This is a genomic window from Amycolatopsis sp. NBRC 101858 (assembly GCF_030269325.1).
Classification (GTDB): Bacteria; Actinomycetota; Actinomycetes; order Mycobacteriales; family Pseudonocardiaceae; genus Amycolatopsis; species Amycolatopsis ponsaeliensis.
The window spans coordinates 788149-809460 of the sequence record NZ_BSTD01000001.1 but is presented as its reverse complement, the minus strand read 5'-3'; the positions used below and the strand labels follow the sequence as shown (position 1 = coordinate 809460).

Sequence of the window (21312 nt, the reverse complement as noted above, 5' to 3'; positions counted from 1 at the left end):
TCGCCGTCGGGGTGTGTTGTGCTTGGTGGATTGCCGCATCAGCGAGCTGGAGGACCCGGTGGGACTCGATCCCGACGACCTGTACGAGGTGGACTCGGACGTCCCCGACCTGACCGGAGCGGTGCTCATGCACCACTTCGAAGGGTTCATGGACGCCGGTTCGGCGGGCCGTCTGCTGGCCGAGCACCTGCTCGGCGGCGAGCACCGGGTGGTCGCGCGCTTCGACGTCGACCGGCTCATCGACTACCGCTCGCGCCGGCCGACGATGACCTACGCCGTGGACCACTGGGAGGACTACGACGCCCCGGAACTGGTCGTCCACCTGCTGCACGACGGTGACGGGACGCCGTTCCTGCTGCTGTCCGGCCCGGAGCCCGACCACGACTGGGAGCGGTTCTGCCGCGCGGTCAAGAACCTGATCGAGCGCTGGGGCGTCCGGCTCACCGCCGGCTTCCACGGCATCCCGATGGGCGCGCCGCACACCCGCCCGCTCGGCGTCACCGCGCACGCGACCCGCAAGGACCTGGTCGGCGAGCACCAGCCGCTGCCGAACCGGCTGCAGGTGCCGGGCAGCCTGGCCGCGCTGCTGGAGTACCGGCTCGGCGAGTGGGGGCACGACGCCGTCGGGTTCGCCGCGCACGTGCCCCACTACCTCGCGCAGTCGACATACCCGGCCTCGTCGCTGGTCGTCCTCGACGCGCTGGGCCGCTCGACCGGGCTGAGCCTGGCCGAAGGCGAGCTGCGCACCGCGGCGGACCTCGCCGACGCCGAGATCAACCGCCAGATCGCGGAGTCCGACGAGATCGCCGACGTCGTCCGCGCGCTCGAGCGGCAGTACGACACGTTCATCGAGGCTTCCGAGCGGGGATCGCTGCTCGCGGAATCGGTCGAGCACATGCCGACCGCGGAGGAGCTCGGGTCCCAGTTCGAGCGGTTCCTGGCCGAGCAGAACGGCGGCGACGCCTCGGAGCGCTGATGACCCGCTACGACGAGATCGGCGTCGGCTACGCACGGGGGAGGCGCACCGACCCCCGCTGGCTGACGCCGGTGCTCGACGCGCTGGGCCCGGCCGCTTCGGTGCTCGATGTGGGTTCCGGGACGGGGTCGTACGAGCCGCCCGCGCGGCGGGTCGTCGCGGTCGAGCCGTCGGCGGAGATGATCCGGCAACGGCGGCCCGGCGCGGCACCGGTGGTGCGGGCGGTCGCCGAGGCGCTGCCGTTCGCCGAGGGTTCCTTCGACGCCGCGCTGGCGGTGCTCACCGTGCACCACTGGGCCGACTGGCGCCGCGGTCTCGACGAGCTGCGCCGGGTCGCGCGCCGTCAGGTCGTCCTGGCTTACGACACCGCGCTGCACAACGACTTCTGGCTCGTGCGGGAGTACGTGCCGGAGGTCGCTTCGCTGGAGTCGTCCCGCCCGTCGGCGCCGGAGATCGCGGCTTTCCTGGGCGCGGCTTCGGTCGTCGAGCTGCCGGTGCCGTGGGACTTCACGGACGGCGTGTTCCCGGCTCACTGGCGCCGTCCGGAGGCGTACCTCGATCCGGCGGTGCGGCGGTCGTGCTCGGCACTCGCGCAGACGCCGCCCGACGCGGTGCGCCGGGGAATTGCCCGATTGCGGGCAGACCTGGAGTCCGGGCGGTGGCACGAGGAGCACGCGGAGCTGCTCGGCCGGACGGAGTGGGACGCGGGGTTCCGGCTCATCGTGTCGTGAGCTACCGTCCCGCGATGAACGACACGAAGAACCGTTCCCCGGTAACAAAAACCCTGCGGCGCACCCTGGGTAAGCTGCTTCACCAGGCCGCCGCGAAAGTGCACGACCCGTACACCGATCAGCTGAACCGGATGGCGGCCGAGCTCCGCGAAGAGATCATCCGGCAGGGTGACCGGGTCCTCGATCGGGTGGTGGAGTTCGAGATCCGCAGCCGGCGCGACATCGTCTACGCCGGCGACCAGGACGCCGCGCTGGAGAGCAACGTCTTCGCCCGCGAGAACCTGGTCGGCGCCCAGCACTTCGGCCGTCCGAAAGAGACTCTCGAGTACGCGCTTTCCCTGGCGCCGCAAGGCGGGATGGCGCTGGAGTTCGGCGTCGCGTCCGGCAACACGCTGCGGACGATCGCCCGCGCCCGGGGCGGCCGGGAGGTCTACGGCTTCGACTCCTTCGACGGGCTGCCCGAAGCGTGGCTCAACGGCATGCCCGCCGGCGCCTTCGCCCGCGACGACCTGCCGGACGTCCCGGGTGCCGAACTGGTCGTCGGCCTCTTCGCCGACAGCCTCCCGGGCTTCCTCGGGACGCACCCGAAGCACGTCGACTTCCTGCACGTCGACGGCGATCTCTACAGCTCCGCGAAGACCGTCCTCGACCTGTGCGGGCCGCGGCTGCGCGCGGGCAGCATCGTGCACTTCGACGAGTTCTTCAACTTCCCCGGCTGGAAGCGGCACGAGTACCGCGCGTGGACGGAGTACGTCGAGCGCACCGGCGTCGAGTTCGAGTACGTCGCCTACACCTACAGCGACAACCAGGTGACGGTGAAGATCACGAAGCCGTAGGCGGCCCATCGGGGATTTCGCGCAGCTCCAGCGTGCCGACCTCGGCCCACGGGTGCCGCGACGCGACCTCGATGGCCGTCGAACGGTCCGCGCATTCGAGGATGTTGTAGCCGCCGACCTGCTCCTTGGTCTCGGCGAACGGGCCGTCGGTCAGCAGGACCGAGCCGTCGCGCCCCCGGATCGTCTTCGCCTCGGCGGGCGGGTGCAGGCCCACACCGCCTTGCCGGACGCCGCGCCGTTCGGCCTCGGCGGCCCATTCGTGGCAGCGCCGCGCCATCTCCGGGCCGGCCGCCGCCGCGGCGCTTTCGTCACCGCACAGCAGGAGCAGGTATCGCACGGCGCCAGCATGCCACGCGGGCTCAGCCGTGGCAGCCGCCTTCGTTCAGCGGGCCGAACGACGGCAGGATCAGCCCGCACAGGTAGCCGTCGATCCACCGGCCGTTCCCGGAGAGGTTGGTGCCGAGCCGGACCAGCGGCGCGAACCCCCGGATGCCCGCGGCGAGCGCGTCCTGGTTGCGCTGCAGCATCGACGTCAGCTGGTCGAGCTGGGTGAGCAGCGGGCCGAGCTGCGTGTCGTTGTCGCTGATCAGCCCGGACAGCTCGGTGGCGAGCCGCCGCGAGCCGTCGAGCAGGGAGCTGATCGCCTGTTCGCGGTCGCTCACCTCGGCGAGCAGCTGGTTCCCGTCGTCTAGCAGCTGCCGCACGGCGGCGTCGCGGTCGACGAGCGTCTGCGAGACGACCCGCGTGTTGCCCAGCAGGGAAGCGAGCTGCTGGTCGCGCGTGGCAAGGGTGTCCGACAGCCGCGACAGCCCGCTCAGCGCGGCGCGGACGCTCTGCGGGGTGTTCGCGAGCGTCGCCGACAGCGTGTCGAAGCTCTTCGCCAGCCGCGCCGTGTCGATATTGTCCACAGTGGACGAAAGCTCCCCGAACGCCGCGAGGATGTCGTAGGGAACGCTGGTGCGGGACCGCGGAATCGGCTTGCCGGGGTCGAGCGTTCCGTCGCCCTGCGGGTCGAGCGCGAGGTACTTCTGGCCCAGCACGGTCTTCAGCCGGATCGCCGCGCCCGTCGTGTCGCCCAGCCACGCGCCTTTGACCCGGAAGGAAATCAGCACGCGGTCGCCGCGCAGCTTCACGTCCGAGACGCGGCCGACCTCGACCCCGGCGATGCGGACGTCGTTGCCCGCGAACACGCCGGCCGCTTCGGTGAACTCGGCGGAGTAGGTCGTGCCGTCGCCGATCACGGGCAGGGAACGCGCGTTGAGCGCCGTGAGCACGCCCAGGGCCAGCACGGTCAGGCCGGCGAGCGCCGTCCTGACCGGGACCTCGGCGGCCCGGCGTATTGACATGGCGTCAAGAGTGACGTACGCCACGCCGGGTCGCCAGCCGAGTCCCCCGATGAGACGAAGATCGGCGCCTCACGCGGACGTGAGCGCGGGGTACTCACGATATTCCAGCGCGTTGGCCGCGCGGTCGGTCATCCAGGTGAACACCTTGCCGAACAGCCGCGTGCTCAGCATCCGGTAGGCGCGGTTGCGGCTGCGGATCTTCGCGGCGGTGCGCGGGGCGAGGAAGTTGCCCGAGCCCTTGCCGTTCTTCTGCCCGACCGTGGCCGGCTTGCGCAGGCGCTCTTCGTACTTCGCGAACGCCGTCACGTGGTCGCCGCCGGCCGCCGCGAGCTCACCGGCCAGCACCTGGGCGCCCATCATGGCGAGCCCGGTGCCGGACCCGCCGGGCCCGGCGCACCAGGCGGCGTCGCCGAGCAGCACGACCCGGCCCTTCGACCAGCGGTCGAGGTGGATCTGGCTGATCGAATCGACGTACAGGTCGTCCGCCTCCGGCAGCGCCTCGAGCAGCCGCGGCGTCTCCCAGCCGGTGTCCGCGAAGAGCCGCGCGACCAGGGTGCGCTGCTCGTCCGCGGTGCGGCGGCGGAACTCGACGCCGTCGGCGGCGAAGACCAGGCCGACGTGCAGCCGGTCCGGGAGGCGGTGGCTGCCCACGGTCAGGCCGCGGCCGGGCTCGTTGTACATGACGCTGGTGTGGTCGAGGCCGAGGTGGTTGGGCGCGGTGAACCCGGCGATCCCGAACCCGAGGTCGCGGCGGAACTCCGTCTCGGGCCCGAAGGCGGCGGCCCGCACCCCGGAGTGCACGCCGTCGGCCCCGACGACGAGGTCGAACCGCCGCGGCGCGCCGTGCCGGAAGGTGACGTCGACGCCGTCCGCGGTCTCGGTGAGGCTCGTGACACGGTCGCCGAAGACGTATTCGGTGTAGTCCTCGGTGTGCTCGTAGAGGATCCGCGCGAGGTCGCCGCGCAGGATCTCGACCTCCCCGCTCCAGGCGGCGCCGGGCACGGTCAGCTGCGGCCGCGCGTCGAGGCCGAGCACGGTCTGGTCGCCCATGGCGGTCTCGAAGCGGCGGACGTCGTCGAGGATGCCCATGGCCTTCAGGAGCTTCACCTGCTCACCCCGGAAGTCGACGGCCTGCCCGCCGGGCCGCAGCGCGGGCGCGGTCTCGACGACGGTCACGCGGTAGCCGTGGCGGCGCAGCCAGTAGGCCGCGGCCGGGCCGGCGATGCTGGCCCCGGACACGAGCACGGTCTTGGCAGTCATCGGAGGGTCCTCTCGGGTCGGTGGTGATGACCCCAAGCTGCTCCCTCGCGCTGACGGTCCGCGCACGATTCGCTGACCGTTCGGCCGGTGGTGTCCGGTTCGAGTGGCTAGCATGACGCCCGTGGACCGCTCCGCCGCAGACCGGATCCCGCAGGACGGCGAAGACGCCGCCGTCGAGGCGCGCATCCTCAACGCCGCCGCGCACCTGATCGCCGACGAGGGCTTCGGCCGGCTGAAGATCGGGGCCGTCTGCGCGCGGTCCGGCTACGCGCGGTCCGTCATCTTCCAGCACTTCGGCGACAAGGACGGGCTCGGTCAGCGGCTGGTCGAGTACGCCGTTGAAGAGTTCACCACCGCCTACAGCGAGGCCGTCGCGGCCCGGACCGGCTCGGCCACCGCGACGCCGATGGACATGCTGCGCGCGCTGCTCGACATCATCTTCGAGCTCATCCGCACGATGCCGACGCTCAACCAGGCCTTCCTGGCGTGCTGGGGCGACGCGGCGGCGGAGTACTCGGCCCTGCGCGGCGCGCTGACCGAGGCCGACCGCCGGTTCCGGTTCGCCATCGCCCAGACCCTGGCCAGCGGCGTCGCGGACGGGTCCATCACCGGGGTCCGCGACGCCGACGCGTACGCGGGGGCGCTGCTGGCGCAGCTGCGCGGGATCTCGATGCAGGCGCTGATCGACCCGGACGGCGTCGACCTGCGCGGCGTCCGCGCCGAGCTGGAACGCGGCATCGACCGGCTCTCGGCGGGCTTCCGCGGCAGTCTTTAGAGCGCGAAGACGATCCCCCGCAGCACGATCACGCCGATGAAGACCAGCGTGAAGGCGAGGTCGAGCGAGATCCCGCCGATCCGCACCGGCCGCACGACCCGCCGCACCGGCCCGATGACCGGCTCGGTGGCCGAGTAGGCGAGGCTGCGCGCCCGCCGCGCCCACGGCGGGCTGTCGGCCAGCATTCCCACCCAGTCCAGCACCATCCGCGCGATCAGCACGAGCAGGTACAGGCTCAGCAAGAAGCCGAGCAGCGTCCCAAGTGCACCCATGGTTCCTCCTTGTCACCCTGACAACGCGGAGGCGCCGCGGGGAGTGCCAGTTCTGTCCGATTCACAGGTTTTCGACAGGATCACCCGCCCAGCGGCTGATGGCGAACCGGCTGCCGTCACGCCGCACTTCGGCCGCGCCGGGGCCGGCGAAGTGCGCCGGGACGACGAGCTCGCGCTCGTCGGCGGCGCGTTCGAGGACGCGGCGCCGGGTGACGGCGGCTTGCTGGTCGTCTTCGCAGAAGCAGCTGCTGTGCTGGGGTGCGAGAACCTGGACAGGGCTGTGCAGCAGGTCGCCGACGAACACGGCGCGCTCGCCGCCGGAGGCCAGGCGGACGACGGACGAACCGGGCGTGTGGCCGGGCGCGGGTTCGAGGGTCAGGTTGCGGTCGATGCGGTGCTTTCCCTCCCACAGCACGGCTTTGCCGAGTACGGGCGCGATGCTGTCGGCGTAGACGAGCAGGCTGCCTTCGCGGCGCAGCTGGTCGTGCTCGGTGCGCGGGGCGGGCCGCCGGTGGGCGTTGCGCGGGTCGAAGTACGTCTGGTCGGCGCGGGGGATCAGGTAGGTGGCGTTGGGGAAGGCGGGAACCCATTCGCCGTTGCGCCGCAAGGTGTTCCAGCCGACGTGGTCGTAGTGGATGTGGGTGTTGACGACGACGTCGACGTCTTCGGGCCGGACGCCGGCATCGGCCAGGCGGTCGAGGAAGTTCGTCGTCAGGTGGTCGAAGAGCGGGATCTGCGGGCGGTCTCGGTCGTTGCCGACGCCGGTGTCGACGAGGATGACCCGGCCTTCGCTGCGCAGCACCCAGGTCTGGACCGTGCCGCGGTAGCCGCCGGTCTCGGGGTTCCAGTGGTCGGGCGCGAGCCAGTGGGCGTTGTCCTGCCAGAGCTCTGGCGGGCTGGGGACGATGGTCCGCGCGGGGGCGATCTCGCCTTGCCACTCGAGGACCTTCACGACTTCGACGTCACCGATGTACATGACTCCACTCTGACGCTCTCATTTGAGCTTTCCAATGCTCTCTCGGCTCACATTGATGCGCGAACGTCTTATAGTTGTCGTGTGGACCTCTTGAGCGACGCAATCGCGGCGGTGCGGATCGGGCAGCCGACCTCGAACCGGCTGCGGGCCGGCGCCGAGTGGTGTTACCGCTTCGCGCCGTACGAGGGCGCGGGCTTTCACGTGCTCCTGCGCGGCAACGGCTGGCTGATCCCGCCCGACGGCGACCCGGTACCCCTGGGCGCGGGCGACGTGGTCCTGGTCCCGCACGGCAGCGAGCACACGCTGTCGTCGCGGCCGGACGCGTCGGGTGCGGTGCCGTTCGAGACGGCGGTGCCCGAGCCGGACGGCCGGACGGAGTTCCTGTGCGGCAAGTACCGCCTGTCCCAGGCGCGCCGTCACCCGGTGCTGGCGAGCCTGCCGGAGGTGGTGCACATCCCGGCTCAGGTCGGCGGCGCTCCGGAACTCCGGGCGGCGATCGAGCTGCTCGGCGCGGAGGTGACGTCGTCGCGCCCGGGTTCGGCCACCGTCCTCGCCGGTCTGCTGGACTTGCTGCTGGTGTACTTGATCCGCGCGTGGCTGGCGGGAAACCCGGGCGCGGGCTGGCCCCAGGCGTTGCGCGATCCGGCGATCGCGTCGGCGCTGGAGGCCCTGCACGAAAATCCCGGGGCACCGTGGCGCATCGAGGATCTGGCGTCCAGGGCAGGCCTGTCCCGCGCGACGCTCGCCCGCCGGTTCACGGCGTTGACCGGCCACTCGCCGATGGCGTACCTGACGTGGTGGCGCTTGACGACGGCAGCGCGCTTGTTGCAGGACACCGACCTTCCCCTGCCGTCGATCGCTTCGAGGGTCGGCTACGGCTCGCCTTTCGCGTTCTCGCACGCGTTCAAGCGCGAGTTCGGTGCCGCGCCGGGAAACTACCGGCTAGGGTCCCGATCATGAATCCGGTTACCGCCGCTGACCTCGACGCGGCCATCGCCTGCCTGGCCGACGCTGTGCGCCCGGCGGCGTCCGAGGATTGGGCGACCGCGACGGGCACGGGCGACCTGGACGCTTGGCACACGGCGGAGCACGTCGGCGACTGTTTGCTGTCGTACGCGGCTCAGCTCGTCTCGCGTCGTCCCAGTGGTTACGTGCCTTTCCTGGCGTCGTTGGCGAAGGACGCGTCCTCGGCCGACGCGCTGGAGTTCGCGTTGGCGGGCAGCACAATTCTCTCCGCGGTGGTCCGAACGTCCCCGCCGGAGGCCCGCGCGTACCACCCGACGGGCACCGCGGACCCGGGCGGCTTCGCGGCAATGGGCTGCGCGGAGGTGCTGGTCCACGGGGAAGACGTGGCCCGCGGCCTCGGCCTGGCACTGGACCCGCCCCGCGAGGTCTGCGCGCGGACGGTGTCGCGGCTGTTCCCGCACCTGGGCGACGTCTCGGAGTTGGATCCGTGGACGGCGTTGCTGTGGGCTATGGACCGCGTCGAGGTTCCGGGCCGTGCGAAGCAGACCGGGTGGCGCTGGCGCGGGGCCCCGCCGGAGGAATGAGTCGCACCTGGGCTGCTACCGCTCGTCGTCTTCGGATCCGGGCAACTCGGCGAGCTGGGTCAGTGCGCCGGCGTCGGCGGTGCTGTGCCGGGCCAGTTCGGTGAAGAAGTGCGCCACGTGCGTGGTCTCGAGGTGGGCCCGGAACGCGTCGGTGTCGGCGTAGATCTCGTAGAGGCGAAAGGTTCCCGGGTCGCCGATGTCCCGGAACGACCGGAACTCCACGCAGCCGGGCTCGCGCCGCACCGCGGTGGTGAGCACCGCGATGGCGGCGGCGAGCCGGTCTTCGTGCCCGGGGATCGCCCGGACGACGGCGATCATCGGCCGCTCGCCGGGCGGGAGGTCGTCGCCGACCTCGGGCACGAACCGCCGGTCGGTCACGGGACCACGACCGTGGTCCCGGGCAGGACCAGGCGGACGTCGACCTCCGGGGCGAGCCGCGCGACCGCGTCGGCGTAGTGCCGGGGGTCCCGGTCGCCCTTGGTGATCATCCGGTCGCCCAGGCGGCCGCTGTGGAAGGCGTAGTGGTGCGGCACGGCCATCGCCGGCTTCAGTGCGGCCGTCAGCCCGGCTGCTTCCTCGGCGTCCATGACCACCTGCGCGAGGTTCATCGGCCGGATGCACAGGCCGTTCGTCGGCAGGATGGCCAGGTCGACCGGGCCGAACCGGTCCGGGATGGTGTCGAGCTCCGGGACGCGCAGCGAGTCGCCGCCGAAGAAGACCGTGCGGCCCCCGGACTGGAGGACGAAGGTGACTTCGTGGACGCCGTGCTTGCCCGGGGTGGCGGTCACGGTGAGGTCGCCGACCTCGGCGGCTTCCCAGGCTTCGACGACGCGGATGTCGCGGAAACCCTTGTCCCGCGCGAGGGTCGCGACCGTGCCGGGGCCGATCAGCGGGGTGGTGAGGTCGAAGCCGCCGGTGACGAGGGCGTCGAGGTCGCAGTGGTCGTAGTGCTCGTGGCTGATGACGACCGCGTCGAGGCGGCCGAGGGCTTCGACGGTCGTGGTGACCGGTTCGCCCTGGTAGTAGGTCGCGGCCTGGGTGAACCACGGGTCGGTCAGGACGCGGATCCCGCCGATCTCGATCAGCTGGCAGGCGTGCCCGATCCGGGTCACGGTCAACGAGGTGCTCATGCCGGTCTCCTGGGGGTCAGTTGCCGAGGTCGAGCAGTGCGCCCAGCAGCTCTTCGGGCGTCTCGACCTGCGGCAGGTGGCCGGTGCGGGGGAGCAGGGTGAACGTCGCGAGCGGGATCGCGGCGGCGTAGGCCTTCCCGTAGCCGGGGTCGACGATGCCGTCGCTTTCGCCCCAGAGCACGTGGACCGGGATGTCGATGGCGCCGAGCCGGCCGGCGAGCGTCGGGTCGGCCATGGCCGGGCCGGTGTAGCCGATCAGGGCCTGGACGTCCGGGCTGGGCCCGGTGCCGCCGCCCGGCGGGACGGGCGCCTTGCTCGGGTCGTGGTAGGAGTGCGCGCGGAGCTCGGCGGGAGAGAGGCCGCTGACGTCGGTCAGCGGGTGGCCGTCGACCTCGATGCCGACCCCGTCGATGATCACCGCGCCGCTGACCCGCGGGCTCTTCCGCAGGGCGATTTCGGCGGCCAGCCAGCCGCCGAAGGAGTTGCCGATCACGGTGACGTCGGTGAGGTCGAGCTCGTCCAGCAGCGCGACGTACGCCTGCGCCAGTTCGGTGACGCCGGTCAGGCTGTCGTCCTTCGGCGTGCCGCCGAACCCGGGGTGGGTGGGCAGCAGCACCCGGGAGTGCGTGCGCTCGGCGAGCAGATCGGCGAAGCCGGCCATGGTGGCGACGCCGCCACCGCCGTGCAGGAGCAGGAACGGGCGGGTGCGGTCGCGGTCCTGGAGGGTCACCTCGACCGGGCCGAGGGTGCGGGTTTCAGTGCGGGTGGGCCGGAGGGAGCCGGCCGCGGGGAGAGTCGTCATGGGTCCTTCTCGGTCGTGAACTCGGTACCTAAGGAACCTTATATAAGGTTACTTAGATAAGCAAGCTGTCTCCGGTCGGTTAGGGTGTGCGCATGAAGTACCGCCCCGGTGATGTCTCGTTGGCCGTGAAGCGCCTGCAGTACCGCCACCACCGCGCGCTGAGCCGTGCCTTGGCGCCGCTGGGGCTGTCACTGGTGCAGTGGGACACGCTGCGGCACCTGCACCGCGAGCCGGAAGCGTCGCTGCATGACTTGGCGGTGCTGACGTTCCAGACCGACCAGTCCTTCGGTTCGCTGGCCACGCGAATGGCCGAGCGGGGTCTGATCGAACGGGTGCCGGGACCGGGCCGCGCGGTACGGCACCGGCTCACCGAAGAGGGGGCGCGCTTGCGCGCCGAGGGGCAGGGCTTGGTGGACGCCGTGGCCGAGTCTTCGTTCAGCGATCTGTCGGCGGCGGAGGTCGACCAGCTGGGCGAGCTGCTCGACCGGGCGCTCGGCCCCGACCCGACTGTTTGAGAGACCGACGTGACGGGTTCATGACTGCCCGCAACGCATTCGGCCCCTACCGCGTTCTCGTTGGTAGGGGCCGGTTTTGCGTTTTCTGAAGAGGGTGCCCTCGGCAGGATTCGAACCTGCGACACCTGCCTCCGGAGGGTTGCAGGCCGAGTGACCCAGTCCTGAGGTCTGACCTGCCAAAACATGGCCTCTCGGTCGCAAGCGGCGCTGCGGTTGAGAACGCATTGGGAAGTCGCTGCTGCTCCGTCGTGCCATCGGCTGCTGTTTGGCAGGCGAAGTAGGCCGTGATGAGCTCGACCTTCGCCGTGCTGCTGGGTGAGCTTCAGGCGGCCGCTCTAGACGCCGTTGCCGCGACGAGCTTCGGTGAGATTGCCGCGGACCGTGTCCGTTATAGGGTGAGCAGGCCCCAGCACTCGCTCGCATGCGGCGAGGTTCTGTTCGTGGAGGGTGATTGCCTCATCCAGCCGTCCCGCCGACCGGTAGGCGCTGGCGAGGTTGTTCCGTGAGGTAAGGGTGTCCGGGTGCTCGGCTCCGAGTACTCGTTCTCGATCGGCGAGGTTCTGTTTGTTCAGGGTGATCGCTTCGTCCAGCCGTCCCGCGGAGTCGTAGGCGCTGGCGAGGTTGTTCCGTGAGATAAGGGTGTCCGGGTGCTCGGCTCCAAGCACTCGTTCTCGATCGGCGAGGTTCTGTTCGTGCAGGGTGATCGCTTCGTCCAGCCGTCCCGCGGTGTCATAGACGCCGGCGAGGTTGTTCCGTGAGATAAGGGTGTCCGGGTGCTCGGCTCCAAGCACTCGTTCTCGATCGGCGAGGTTCTGTTCGTGCAGGGTGATCGCTTCGTCCAGCCGTCCCGCGGTCTCATAGGTGCTGGCGAGGTTGTTCCGTGAGATCAGCGTGTGCGGGTGCTCGGCTCCCCGCACCCGTTCGCTTACGGCGACGTTCTGTTCGAGCAGGGTGATCGCCTCTTCTAGCCGTCTCACCGACCGATAGGCGTAGGCGAGATCGCTCTGCGAGGTCAGGGTGTGCGGGTGCTCGGCTCCCAGCATCCGCTCCCAATCGGCGAGTGTCTGCTCGAACAAGGGTATGGCGCGGGTCAGGTCACCGGCGTGCTCCAGCAGCCCGGCGATCCACTTGGCCTGAGTGAGCAGGAGCGGCGACGGATCGTCGGTGTGGCCGCGTACAGCGTCGAGGTGGGCGGTGAGTTCGTCCAGCTCACCGCGGCGCAGCGCGACCTGGTGACGGGGGAAACGGCTGGTGAGTGCGTCCAACAGCTGAGTCGCCGTCTCCAGCGCGGCCGCCTGGTCATCACCAGGAGCTCTGCTGGCCTCGTACCGGACCACTAACGCAGTGAGCCGGTGTACCGCGACGACTCGGCGGTCTTCGCCGTAGGAGCCCGCTTGGGCATCACCGCCGAGAGTGACCAGCGAAGCCTCGAGCAGGGCATTGATGGTCGGCCACACGCCACCGTGCAAGCCAAGGTGCTGCTCAGCCTGCACCAGCTGGTCCCGGCTGACTCCGTCGGGCGATAGCAGCGACAGCACGCGCAGCAGCCGGGCGGTGTCCCCGCTGGGGTCGGCCCTGGCGAGCCCGGCCAGGCTGAGCTGGGTTGCCTTCAACACCCCAGGGTGATCGGCCCCGGCCTGTTGACGCAATGTCTCATCCAGGTCTTGACGCCGCAAGAGTTCCGCGTACTCGGTGTAGGACATCTCGGTCCGTGCGATGAACGCTGCCGCCTGAGCCAGCCCCAGCGGTAGCCAGCCCAACTGCTCACCTAACCGCGCCCCATCGCCGACGGGGTCCAGTCCGGTTGCGCGGGCCAGGAATGCCGCTCCCTCGGTGGGGGTGAACATGCTGACCTCGACCACGGCGATCCCGCCCATTGTGGTGAACTCTCGCCTGTTGGTGGTGATCAGCACCTTCGTCGACCCGGTCGTCGGGAGGTACTTGCGCAGTGCGTCCGGATCGTCGACGTTGTCGAAGACCAGCAGTCGCCGGGCCTGGCCGTCCCGCTCCAGCCATCGGCATACCGCCGTCGCGGCCTGTTCCGGCGCTGTCTCCGTCACTCCCTGCAGGTCGAGATAGGCCGCTAGCGCCGCTAGTTCGGGGACCGGTCCGGATTCGGTGTTGATCCAGGCGACCAGGTCGTAGCCCTGATTGAGGCACCAGCGGGCGTACGCTGCAGCCAGCTGAGACTTACCTGCACCCCGTGCCCCCGGCAACGCGACCAGCGCGGCCCGGCCCCTCCGACCCAGCGCCTCCCGCACTGCCTTTTCCTCCTGCAGCCGTGGCTGCCACTGCCACGCCTGGCGCGGGAGCGCCCCGAACACCTGTGACTGCACCCCGACTGAACCCAACTGCGCCCGGACCCGTTCAGCCCGGTGCCGCACCGCCTCCAGTGCCAGCGCCCCGACTGCTAGTACCCCCAGCGCGGCGAACACGCTCGGACGCCACCACCACTGCTCCACCTCAATCAGGTTCGTGGCCAGGTTGCCCACCAGCGCAAGAACCAGACCCAACAGCGCCAGTGTCACCGGTGACGGCACCCACCGTCGCCCATTACCCATAACCAGCCTCCGGACAGCCGAGACATAACCCCTTCACTGCGGGTCCGTGACCAAGGTCGAACACCACAGACGTGGCGTTACGGTCAGATCCATGCTCAACACGGTGAGCACGCAAACCTGCGAGGGCGTGAACCCAGCACGCTTTCCAAGTCTGCCCACGCTGTTCAGCTCGGTTGGCCTGCTGTTCGAGGTGTATGCCGCGTTCCTTGAGGGGGGAGGAGGGCAACCGAGCCCGGATCGAGAAGGTCCTTAGCCACAGGCCGCAGGGCGGCTCGGAGGGCTGATCGACGGCGCACGGCCCGTTCCCGTGGGAACGCATTGGGAAGAGACACCCGTGTTTGGCCGTGAATGGCCGTAGCCAGCCGGAGGACGGGAAGAACCGCTTCAAGCGTGAAAGCGCTGGTGAGGAGCGGTTTTCCCGCTCCCGTGGGAGTGCCCTCGGCAGGATTCGAACCTGCGACACCTGCCTCCGGAGGGCAGTGCTCTATCCCCTGAGCTACGAGGGCCCATCGCTGGGCGACTCCGAAAGCTTAGCGCATCCCGCGGCCCCCTCGCGGGCAGGTGGCCCCAGTAACGGATCCGCTGGTCAGCGCTATAAAAGTTGATCCTTTCACCGGGACGTCGCTAGCGTGGGAGGCCCACCTGAAGGAGCCCGAAATGGTCAAGCCGTTCCAGGTGTCTCTCGATGAGGCCGATGTTGCGGACCTGCGGGAGCGGCTTCGGCGGACTCGGTGGCCCGAGGCCGAGACCGTCGGGGACTGGTCGCAGGGTGTTCCGCTCTCCTACGTGCGGGAACTCTGCCGGGACTGGGGTGAGGAGTACGACTTCGGGTTCGCCGCGCGGCTCAACGCCTTCCCGCAGTTCCGGGCCGAGGTCGACGGGGTCGGGCTGCACTTCGTGCACCTGCGGTCGCCCGAGGCCGATGCGCTGCCGCTCGTGCTCACCCATGGGTGGCCCGGGTCCGTTCTCGAATTCCTCGACGTCTTCGGGCCGCTCGCCGATCCCGCGAAGTACGGCGGCGATCCCGCCGATGCCTTCCACGTCGTCGCTCCGTCGCTGCCCGGGTACGGGTGGAGCGACAAACCCGCGCTGAAGATCGCGCGGGTCGCCGAGCTCTTCGACCTGCTCATGCAGCAGCTCGGCTACGACCGCTACGGCGCTCAGGGCGGTGACTGGGGTGCCGCCGTCACGAACGCCCTCGCGCGGTCCGGGCGGGTCGCCGGGGTGCACGTCAACTTCGCGCCCGTGCGGCTGGACCTGGACGATCCGACGCCCGCGGAGCGGCGGGCCCGCGCCGACCTCGAAGAGTTCCGGCGCTCCGGGGCCGGCTACTCCGCGCAGCAGGGCACCCGGCCGCAGACGCTCGGCTACGGCCTCACCGACTCGCCCGCCGGCCAGGCCGCCTGGATCGTCGAGAAGTTCTGGGCCTGGACCGACAACAAGGGCCACCCGGAGGACGCCGTCGACCGGCAGAAGATCCTCGACGACATCTCCGCCTACTGGTTCACCGCGACGGCGGCGTCGTCGGCTCGGATGTACTGGGAGAACAACGACCGCGACCTGTCCACAGTGGACGTTCCAGCCGGGGTTTCGGTGTTCCCCAAGGAGATCGTGCGGCCGTCACGGCGGCAGGCCGAGCAGCGCTACACCGACCTGCGGTGGTTCGAGGAGCTGCCCGTCGGCGGGCACTTCGCCGCACTCGAACAGCCGGAACTGTTCGTCGAGCAGGTCCGCGGCTTCTTCCGGCTGGTGCGCTAGGCGAGCCAGCCGGTCGTCAGCCGCTGCACGGCCGAACCGTCGCGGTCGGCGAACTTGAGCCCGACGAACTCCTCGGCCTGCTTCGACGTCTGGATGCGGAACGCCGGCGCGTCGGCCGTCATCGCGTCCAGGATCACTTCGGCGACCTCGTCGGACGTCTGGGCGCCCTCGAACGACTTCGTGACGTTCGCGATGTACTTCTGCAGGGACTCCGCGTAGGGGCCGGCTTCGGCGAAGAGCTGCTCGCCGACGCCGATGTTGTTCACGAACTCCGTCGCGACCGCGCCCGGCTCGACGACGCACACCGTGACGCCCTGGGCCGCGGCGACCGGCGCGAGGGACTCCATCAGCCCTTCGACGGCGAACTTCGCCGCGCAGTAGGCCTCGTTGAAGGGCTGGCCGACGGCGCCGCCGATGCTGGTCACCGTGATCACGCGGCCGCCGCTCGCGCGCAACGCCGGCAGCGCGGCCTTCGTCGTCTCGGCGACGCCGAAGAAGTTGACCTCCATGGTCTCGCGCACCGCCGAGACCGGCTCCTGCTCCAGCGTGCCGACGTGCCCCGCGCCGGCGTTGTTGACCAGCACGTCGAGCCGGCCGTAGTCGGCGAGGACACCCTCGACCGCCGCGCGCACGGACGCGGGATCGGTGACGTCCAGCGGGCGGATGTCCAGGTCCACGCCGGCTTCGCGCAGGCCGTCGGCGCGGGCGGGATCGCGCAGCGTGGCGACCGTCCGGAAGCCCGCGCGAGCCGCGCGGACCGCGGTGGCGAGGCCGATCCCGGTGGACGTGCCGGTGATCAGGGCGACGCGCTCGTTGCTCATTTCGGACCTCGATGTGATTCAGAGAGATGATGGTTAATGCAGTGAACTAAAATGACTATAGGCATGGATGGTTCATGCAGTCAACTATCGGCTTACACTCACCGGATGAGCGCTGACCCGATCACCGACGACGTCGTCGCCCTGCTCGCGCGGATCGTCGACCGGTTCGTCGACTCCTACGAGTCCGCGGCGGCCGCCCAGGGGCTGACGACGGTGCAGGCCAAGGTGCTCGGCGCGCTCCGGGAGCCGCTGCCGATGCACCGGATCGCCGAGAAGCTGAACTCGGAGCGCTCGAACGTGACGGGGATCATCGACCGGCTCGAGGCCCGCGGCCTGGTGGAGCGCCGGCCGGACGGCCGCGACCGGCGGATCAAGAACATCGTGGCCACGCCTGCGGGTGCCGTGCTGGCGCGGAACTTCCAGCGGGCACTGGGTTTCGCGGCCGAACCGCTCGCGGCGCTCGGGCCGGACGACCGCGTGCAGCTGCGCGACCTGCTGAAGCGGATGGTCGACGCCGAAGCGTGACGAGTCCGCCTGGCGGGAAACCCCTCCTGGTGGATTGGTCGCGATCGAGGCGCGGAGTAGCTTTCGGGTGGGTGAACTTAGGCTGCCCTCTGTTGCACATATGCGCATCCGACTATATGTTTGGCCTCGACGGTGAACCGCGAACGGAGGCGGAATGGGACACGGCCACGGACACGGGCAGGCGGTCGCGCCGGCGAGCGCGTCGGGCCGGTACGTGCGGAGCCTGACCATCGCCCTGGGCATCGGCGCGGGCTTCATGGTGCTCGAGTTCATCGTCGGCTTCACGACCGGCTCGCTGGCCCTGATCTCCGACGCGGCGCACATGTTCACCGATGTCCTCGGGGTCGGCATGGCGCTCGCCGCGATCATCCTGGCGCGGCGCACGGGCCCCACGGTCAGCCGCACTTTCGGCCTCTACCGCGCGGAAGTGCTGGCCGCGCTGGCCAACGCGGTCCTGCTGTTCGGTGTCGCGGGGTACGTCCTCGTCGAGGCCGTCGGCCGGATCAGCGACCCGCCCGCGGTGCCCGGCCTGCCGGTGCTGCTGGCCGCCACGGCCGGCCTCGCCGCCAACATCGTGTCGTTCGCCGTGCTGCGGTCGGGGGCGAAGGAGAGCCTCAACGTCCGGGGTGCCTACCTCGAGGTGCTGGCCGACCTGATCGGCTCGGTCGGCGTGCTGCTCAGCGGCGCGCTCACGCTGCTGACGGGCTGGCGCTACGCCGACCCGATCATCGGTGTCGCGATCGGGCTGTTCGTGCTGCCCCGCACGTGGACACTGGCCCGGCGCGCGCTGCGCATCCTGTTCCAGCACGCGCCCCACGGCGTCGACGTCGGCGCGATCAACGCCGAGCTGGCCGCGCTGCCGGGGGTCGCGGACGTGCACGACCTGCACGTCTGGACGCTGACGTCGGGGATGGAGGTGGCCTCGGCGCACTTGACGCTGGCGCCGCCGGCGCAGCAATCGGACGTTTTGACGGAGGCTCAGAACCTGCTGGCTTCGCGGTACGCGATCGAGCACGCGACGCTGCAGGTGGAAGCGCCGCACTGCGCGCGGCGGTGCCAGGAACTCAGCTGGTAGCTCAGGCCGGCAGCGGCTGGGCGCCCCGGCCCGAAAGCATCAGCTTGATCTGGTCCATCTCCGCGCCCTGCGACGCCAGGATGCTGTTGACCAGCGCCTTCAGCGCGGGCAAGGACGAATGCGCCGCCGCGTACTGGGCCATCGACGTGCCGCCCTGGTGGTGGCGGAGCATCAGCTGCAGGAAGTAGACGTCGAACTCGCGGCCCGACAGCGAGCGCAGCTTCTTCAGCTCGGTGTCGGAAGCCATGCCCGGCATCAGCGCGCCGCCCGCCGGGTTGACCGACGACGGCGCCATCGACATCCCCGGCATGTCGCCGTGGCCCGCCATCGGCTCCGTCATCCACTTCATCGGCGCGCCGATCGCCTGCTCGGGCTGGTCCCACAGCATGAGCCAGCCCTTCATGCGGCCGACCTGCTCGAGCTGCGTGCGCTCGATGTCGAACGAAAGCTGCTTGATCTCCGGGTCGGTGGTGCGGTCGCGGGCGATGCCCGCCATCGTCACCGCCTGGAGGTGGTGCGTCGACATGTCCTGGGCGAAGCCGACCTCGACCGACCCGGCGGCGGGGGTGGCCGCCGCCGGCTCGTCGGCGGCGCGGGTGAGGAACATCCCCGCCGTCGCGCCGATCAGCAGGACCGCGAGGAGCGTCCCGCCGATGATCACCCAGCGCGACCAGGTCGGCTGCTCGGTGACCTCTTCGGTGTCGAGGTCGGCTTCCGTGCTCACTTGGTCGGCGTCGCCGAAGCGGGGGCCGAGGCCGGAGCGGAGGAGGCCGGCGCCGACGAAGCCGGCATGCCCTGCTCACCCTGCGCGGCCGTGCTGCCCTTGTAGTCCATCGGCTTCGCGTCGGGACCCGGCTTGGACGGGTCGAACGGCGGCGGGTTGTCCGGGTCGAACTGGCCCGGGACGGCGTCGCAGGACGCGCCGACCTCGGGGTAGACGCCGTTCGGGTTGCTCCGCAGCGCCGCGATGAACTCGTCGATGCGGGGGTCGTCGGCGCTGTCCAGCTTCAGCTGGTGGCCCCAGGACTGCAGCGAGATCGGCTTGTCGAGGCCGGGGTACGGCGACAGCATCGTGAACGGCTTGTCCTTGGCGCGGACGCTCAGCAGGTTCAGCGCGTCACCGGAGATCTGCTGCGGGTTGTAGGCGATCCAGACCGAGCCGTGCTCGAGCGCGTGCACCATGTTCTCGGTGCGGACGGCGGTCGGGTACACGATGCCGGTGCAGGTGGCCCACGTCTGGTCGTGCGGGCCGCCGAACGGCGGCGAGTGGTCGTAGGCGACGCGCTCGGTCGGGAGCACGTGCACGCTGCCGGTGTAGGTCGCGGTCACCACACCGGGGATGCGCTTCGAGGGGTCCGGGTCCTGCGCGGTCGGCGCGAACGAGGCGGCGGCCGCCTCACGGTCGGCCTGGTCGCGCTTCGGCGCCGACTTCACCATGTAGTAGGTGATCACGGCGGCGAGCAGGGCCACGATGGCCACGACGGCGATGATCGTGCCCCACGGCGTGCCCTTCTTGCTCACCACGGAACCGCGGGCGGCCTTCACCGCAGACCCCTTTTTCCGAGTTGTCCCGTTCGCCATGGCTCCCGCGTTCTCCCTCTGGTGGCTGCGGACGGATTCCCGCCCGGGCCAGTGTAGAGACCGGCCGTCTGATCACCGTTAACGCCTCACGGGGATGCCCGCCGTGACGTGGCCGAGACCGATGCGAGCGCCCGACCTGGGCACACCTAGAATTCGCGGAGTGACTCCCGCCGCTCTCGCCGACCTGGTCCGCAGCTCCGCCGTGCAGGTGCTCGCCGCACGCGGCATCGACGACGCCGTGCTGCCGGAGCAGGTGACCATCGAACGCCCGCGCAACCCCGACCACGGCGACTACGCGACGAACCTCGCCCTCCAGGTCGCCAAGAAGGCCGGGCTGAAGCCGCGCGACTTCGCCGAGGCGCTCGCCGAAGCGGTCTCGGCGGACGACGGCGTCGACTCCGCCGAGGTGGCCGGCCCCGGCTTCCTCAACTTCCGGCTCGCCGCGGCCGCGCAGGGCGACATCGTGCGCCAGGTGCTCGAGGCCGGCGCCGCGTTCGGCCGCGGGGACGCGCTGGCCGGCACGAAGATCAACCTCGAGTTCGTCTCGGCGAACCCGACCGGCCCGATCCACCTGGGCGGCACCCGCTGGGCCGCGGTCGGCGACGCGCTGGGCCGCGTGCTGGGCGCGCAGGGCGGCGAAGTCACCCGCGAGTACTACTTCAACGACGCCGGTGCCCAGATCGACCGGTTCGTCCGGTCCCTGATCGCCGCCGCGAAGGGCGAGCCCGCGCCGGAGGACGGCTACGCGGGCGGCTACATCAACGACATCGCCGCCGAGGTCATCAAGGCCGAGCCGAGCGCGCTGTCGCTGCCGGAGGAGCAGCGGCACGAGACGTTCCGCCGGATCGGCATCGAGCTGATGTTCACCGAGATCAAGGACAGCCTGCACGAGTTCGGCACCGACTTCGACGTCTTCTTCCACGAGAACTCGCTGCACGAGTCGGGCGCGGTCGACGCCGCCGTCCAGCAGCTGAAGGACTCCGGGAACCTCTACTTCGCCGACGGCGCCTGGTGGCTGAAGTCGTCGGAGTACGGCGACGACAAGGACCGCGTCGTCATCAAGCAGGACGGCAACCCGGCCTACATCGCCGGCGACCTGGCCTACTTCAAGGACAAGCGCAACCGCGGCTTCGACCTCTGCATCTACATGCTCGGCGCGGACCACCACGGCTACACCGCCCGCCTCAAGGCCGCGGCCGCCGCGTTCGGTGACGACCCCGCGACGGTCGAGGTCCTGATCGGCCAGATGGTCAACCTGGTCAGCGACGGCAAGCCGGTGCGGATGTCCAAGCGCGCGGGCACCGTGATCACCATGGAGGACCTCGTCGAGGCCGTCGGCGTCGACCCGGCCCGCTACGAGCTGATCCGGTACTCCGTCGACTCCACTTTGGACGTCGACCTGGACCTGCTGCGCAAGCACTCCAACGACAACCCCGTCTACTACGTCCAGTACGCCCACGCGCGCCTGTGCACGATGCTGCGCGGCGCGAGCGACCTCGGCCTCAAGTCCACTGGGGACGTCGACCTGGGCCTGCTGACGCTGCCGGTCGAGGGCGACCTGATCCGCACGATCGGCGAGTTCCCCGAAACGGTGCGCCGCGCCGCCGAAATGCGGGAACCGCACCGGGTCGCGCGCTACCTGGAGGAGCTGGCGGGCGCGCTCCACAAGTTCTACGCGGTCCGCGAGGCCCGCGTGCTGCCCAAGGGCGACGAGGAGGCCACGCCGGCCAACCACGCCCGGGTGGCGCTTTGCGAGGCGGCGCGCGTGGTGCTCGCCAACGGCCTCGCGCTGGTCGGTGTTTCTGCTCCGGAACGGATGTAA

23 protein-coding genes and 1 tRNA gene are annotated in these 21312 nt (G+C 70.5%); 11 read left to right on the top strand and 13 right to left on the bottom strand.

What is annotated here, in order from left to right; all coding sequences use genetic code 11:
* Positions 1–58 precede the first annotated feature (58 nt).
* From QSK39_RS03870 to QSK39_RS03860, 3 genes are read left to right on the top strand one after another with little or no spacing between them, the layout of a single operon-like run.
* Entirely contained in the window at positions 59–976 is a 918-nt protein-coding gene (locus tag QSK39_RS03870) for a proteasome assembly chaperone family protein (RefSeq protein WP_285476278.1), read from the top strand.
* Positions 976–1707 carry a class I SAM-dependent methyltransferase gene (locus tag QSK39_RS03865; protein WP_285476277.1) on the top strand — a complete coding sequence of 244 codons (732 nt, stop codon included), beginning with the start codon at positions 976–978 and terminating at the stop codon, positions 1705–1707. The genes QSK39_RS03870 and QSK39_RS03865 overlap by 1 nt, the downstream gene beginning before the upstream one ends.
* A 14-nt stretch (positions 1708–1721) precedes the next feature.
* Positions 1722–2543 carry a class I SAM-dependent methyltransferase gene (locus QSK39_RS03860; protein ID WP_285476276.1) on the top strand — a complete coding sequence of 274 codons (822 nt, stop codon included), beginning with the start codon at positions 1722–1724 and terminating at the stop codon, positions 2541–2543.
* Here the strand turns inward: QSK39_RS03860 and QSK39_RS03855 are convergent.
* The 3 genes from QSK39_RS03855 to QSK39_RS03845 form a co-directional block, all read right to left on the bottom strand.
* A complete protein-coding gene (locus tag QSK39_RS03855; RefSeq protein ID WP_285476275.1) occupies positions 2530–2880 on the bottom strand; it encodes a YciI family protein in 351 nt (116 codons plus the stop codon). The two genes, QSK39_RS03860 and QSK39_RS03855, sit on opposite strands and share 14 nt — an antisense overlap.
* A 22-nt stretch (positions 2881–2902) precedes the next feature.
* The gene (locus QSK39_RS03850) at positions 2903–3889 is read right to left on the bottom strand and encodes an MCE family protein (protein WP_285476274.1); all 987 of its coding nucleotides are present in this window, start codon (positions 3887–3889) and stop codon (positions 2903–2905) included.
* 69 nt (positions 3890–3958) lie between these two features.
* A complete protein-coding gene (locus QSK39_RS03845) occupies positions 3959–5149 on the bottom strand; it encodes an FAD-dependent monooxygenase (protein ID WP_285476273.1) in 1191 nt (396 codons plus the stop codon).
* A gap of 112 nt (positions 5150–5261) precedes the next feature.
* On the opposite strand from QSK39_RS03845, the gene QSK39_RS03840 reads away from it, so the two are divergent.
* Positions 5262–5924 (top strand): TetR/AcrR family transcriptional regulator, encoded by a 663-nt coding sequence (locus QSK39_RS03840; RefSeq protein WP_285476272.1) that lies wholly within the window; start codon positions 5262–5264, stop codon positions 5922–5924.
* Here QSK39_RS03840 and QSK39_RS03835 read toward each other — a convergent pair.
* A complete protein-coding gene (locus QSK39_RS03835; RefSeq protein ID WP_285476271.1) occupies positions 5921–6196 on the bottom strand; it encodes a YggT family protein in 276 nt (91 codons plus the stop codon). The two genes, QSK39_RS03840 and QSK39_RS03835, sit on opposite strands and share 4 nt — an antisense overlap.
* Before the next feature lie 61 nt (positions 6197–6257).
* On the bottom strand, positions 6258–7172 hold the full coding sequence (locus QSK39_RS03830) for an MBL fold metallo-hydrolase (RefSeq protein WP_285476270.1): 915 nt from the start codon (positions 7170–7172) through the stop codon (positions 6258–6260).
* Positions 7173–7253: 81 nt separating this feature from the next.
* Between QSK39_RS03830 and QSK39_RS03825 the strand changes: the two genes are divergently transcribed.
* Both QSK39_RS03825 and QSK39_RS03820 read left to right on the top strand, forming a co-directional pair.
* Positions 7254–8132 (top strand): AraC family transcriptional regulator, encoded by an 879-nt coding sequence (locus tag QSK39_RS03825; RefSeq protein ID WP_285476269.1) that lies wholly within the window; start codon positions 7254–7256, stop codon positions 8130–8132.
* Complete coding sequence (locus QSK39_RS03820) at positions 8129–8722, top strand: maleylpyruvate isomerase mycothiol-dependent enzyme family protein (protein ID WP_285476268.1); 594 nt, start codon at positions 8129–8131, stop codon at positions 8720–8722. The genes QSK39_RS03825 and QSK39_RS03820 overlap by 4 nt, the downstream gene beginning before the upstream one ends.
* Before the next feature lie 15 nt (positions 8723–8737).
* On the opposite strand, the gene QSK39_RS03815 is transcribed toward QSK39_RS03820, so the two are convergent.
* From QSK39_RS03815 to QSK39_RS03805, 3 genes are read right to left on the bottom strand one after another with little or no spacing between them, the layout of a single operon-like run.
* Entirely contained in the window at positions 8738–9100 is a 363-nt protein-coding gene (locus QSK39_RS03815; protein ID WP_285476267.1) for a putative quinol monooxygenase, read from the bottom strand.
* Complete coding sequence (locus QSK39_RS03810) at positions 9097–9852, bottom strand: MBL fold metallo-hydrolase (protein ID WP_285476266.1); 756 nt, start codon at positions 9850–9852, stop codon at positions 9097–9099. The genes QSK39_RS03815 and QSK39_RS03810 overlap by 4 nt, the downstream gene beginning before the upstream one ends.
* Before the next feature lie 16 nt (positions 9853–9868).
* The gene (locus QSK39_RS03805; RefSeq protein WP_285476265.1) at positions 9869–10654 is read right to left on the bottom strand and encodes an alpha/beta fold hydrolase; all 786 of its coding nucleotides are present in this window, start codon (positions 10652–10654) and stop codon (positions 9869–9871) included.
* Positions 10655–10746: 92 nt separating this feature from the next.
* Here QSK39_RS03805 and QSK39_RS03800 point away from each other — a divergent pair, with 92 nt between their 5' ends.
* Positions 10747–11169: a MarR family winged helix-turn-helix transcriptional regulator gene (locus QSK39_RS03800; RefSeq protein WP_285476264.1), complete on the top strand. Its 423-nt coding sequence runs from the start codon at positions 10747–10749 to the stop codon at positions 11167–11169.
* 335 nt (positions 11170–11504) lie between these two features.
* On the opposite strand, the gene fxsT is transcribed toward QSK39_RS03800, so the two are convergent.
* Positions 11505–13697, bottom strand: coding sequence for an FxSxx-COOH system tetratricopeptide repeat protein (gene fxsT, locus QSK39_RS03795; protein ID WP_285476263.1), 2193 nt, complete (start codon positions 13695–13697; stop codon positions 11505–11507).
* Between the two features lie 466 nt (positions 13698–14163).
* Positions 14164–14236, bottom strand: a tRNA-Arg gene (locus QSK39_RS03790).
* A gap of 151 nt (positions 14237–14387) precedes the next feature.
* Here QSK39_RS03790 and QSK39_RS03785 point away from each other — a divergent pair.
* Positions 14388–15488 (top strand): epoxide hydrolase family protein, encoded by a 1101-nt coding sequence (locus tag QSK39_RS03785; RefSeq protein WP_285476262.1) that lies wholly within the window; start codon positions 14388–14390, stop codon positions 15486–15488.
* Here the strand turns inward: QSK39_RS03785 and QSK39_RS03780 are convergent.
* A complete protein-coding gene (locus tag QSK39_RS03780) occupies positions 15485–16309 on the bottom strand; it encodes an SDR family oxidoreductase (RefSeq protein ID WP_285476261.1) in 825 nt (274 codons plus the stop codon). The two genes, QSK39_RS03785 and QSK39_RS03780, sit on opposite strands and share 4 nt — an antisense overlap.
* Positions 16310–16414: 105 nt before the next feature.
* Here QSK39_RS03780 and QSK39_RS03775 point away from each other — a divergent pair, with 105 nt between their 5' ends.
* Both QSK39_RS03775 and QSK39_RS03770 read left to right on the top strand, forming a co-directional pair.
* Positions 16415–16834: a MarR family winged helix-turn-helix transcriptional regulator gene (locus QSK39_RS03775; RefSeq protein WP_284744237.1), complete on the top strand. Its 420-nt coding sequence runs from the start codon at positions 16415–16417 to the stop codon at positions 16832–16834.
* Between the two features lie 154 nt (positions 16835–16988).
* Positions 16989–17909, top strand: coding sequence for a cation diffusion facilitator family transporter (locus QSK39_RS03770; protein ID WP_285476260.1), 921 nt, complete (start codon positions 16989–16991; stop codon positions 17907–17909).
* Between the two features lies 1 nt (position 17910).
* Here QSK39_RS03770 and QSK39_RS03765 read toward each other — a convergent pair whose 3' ends face one another.
* Both QSK39_RS03765 and QSK39_RS03760 read right to left on the bottom strand, forming a co-directional pair.
* Positions 17911–18633, bottom strand: coding sequence for a DUF305 domain-containing protein (locus tag QSK39_RS03765; RefSeq protein ID WP_285476259.1), 723 nt, complete (start codon positions 18631–18633; stop codon positions 17911–17913).
* Positions 18630–19454, bottom strand: a complete 825-nt coding sequence (locus QSK39_RS03760; RefSeq protein ID WP_285476258.1) for a thioredoxin-like domain-containing protein — start codon at positions 19452–19454, stop codon at positions 18630–18632. The genes QSK39_RS03765 and QSK39_RS03760 overlap by 4 nt, the downstream gene beginning before the upstream one ends.
* A 196-nt stretch (positions 19455–19650) precedes the next feature.
* Here QSK39_RS03760 and argS point away from each other — a divergent pair, with 196 nt between their 5' ends.
* Positions 19651–21312, top strand: coding sequence for an arginine--tRNA ligase (gene argS / locus QSK39_RS03755; protein ID WP_285476257.1), 1662 nt, complete (start codon positions 19651–19653; stop codon positions 21310–21312).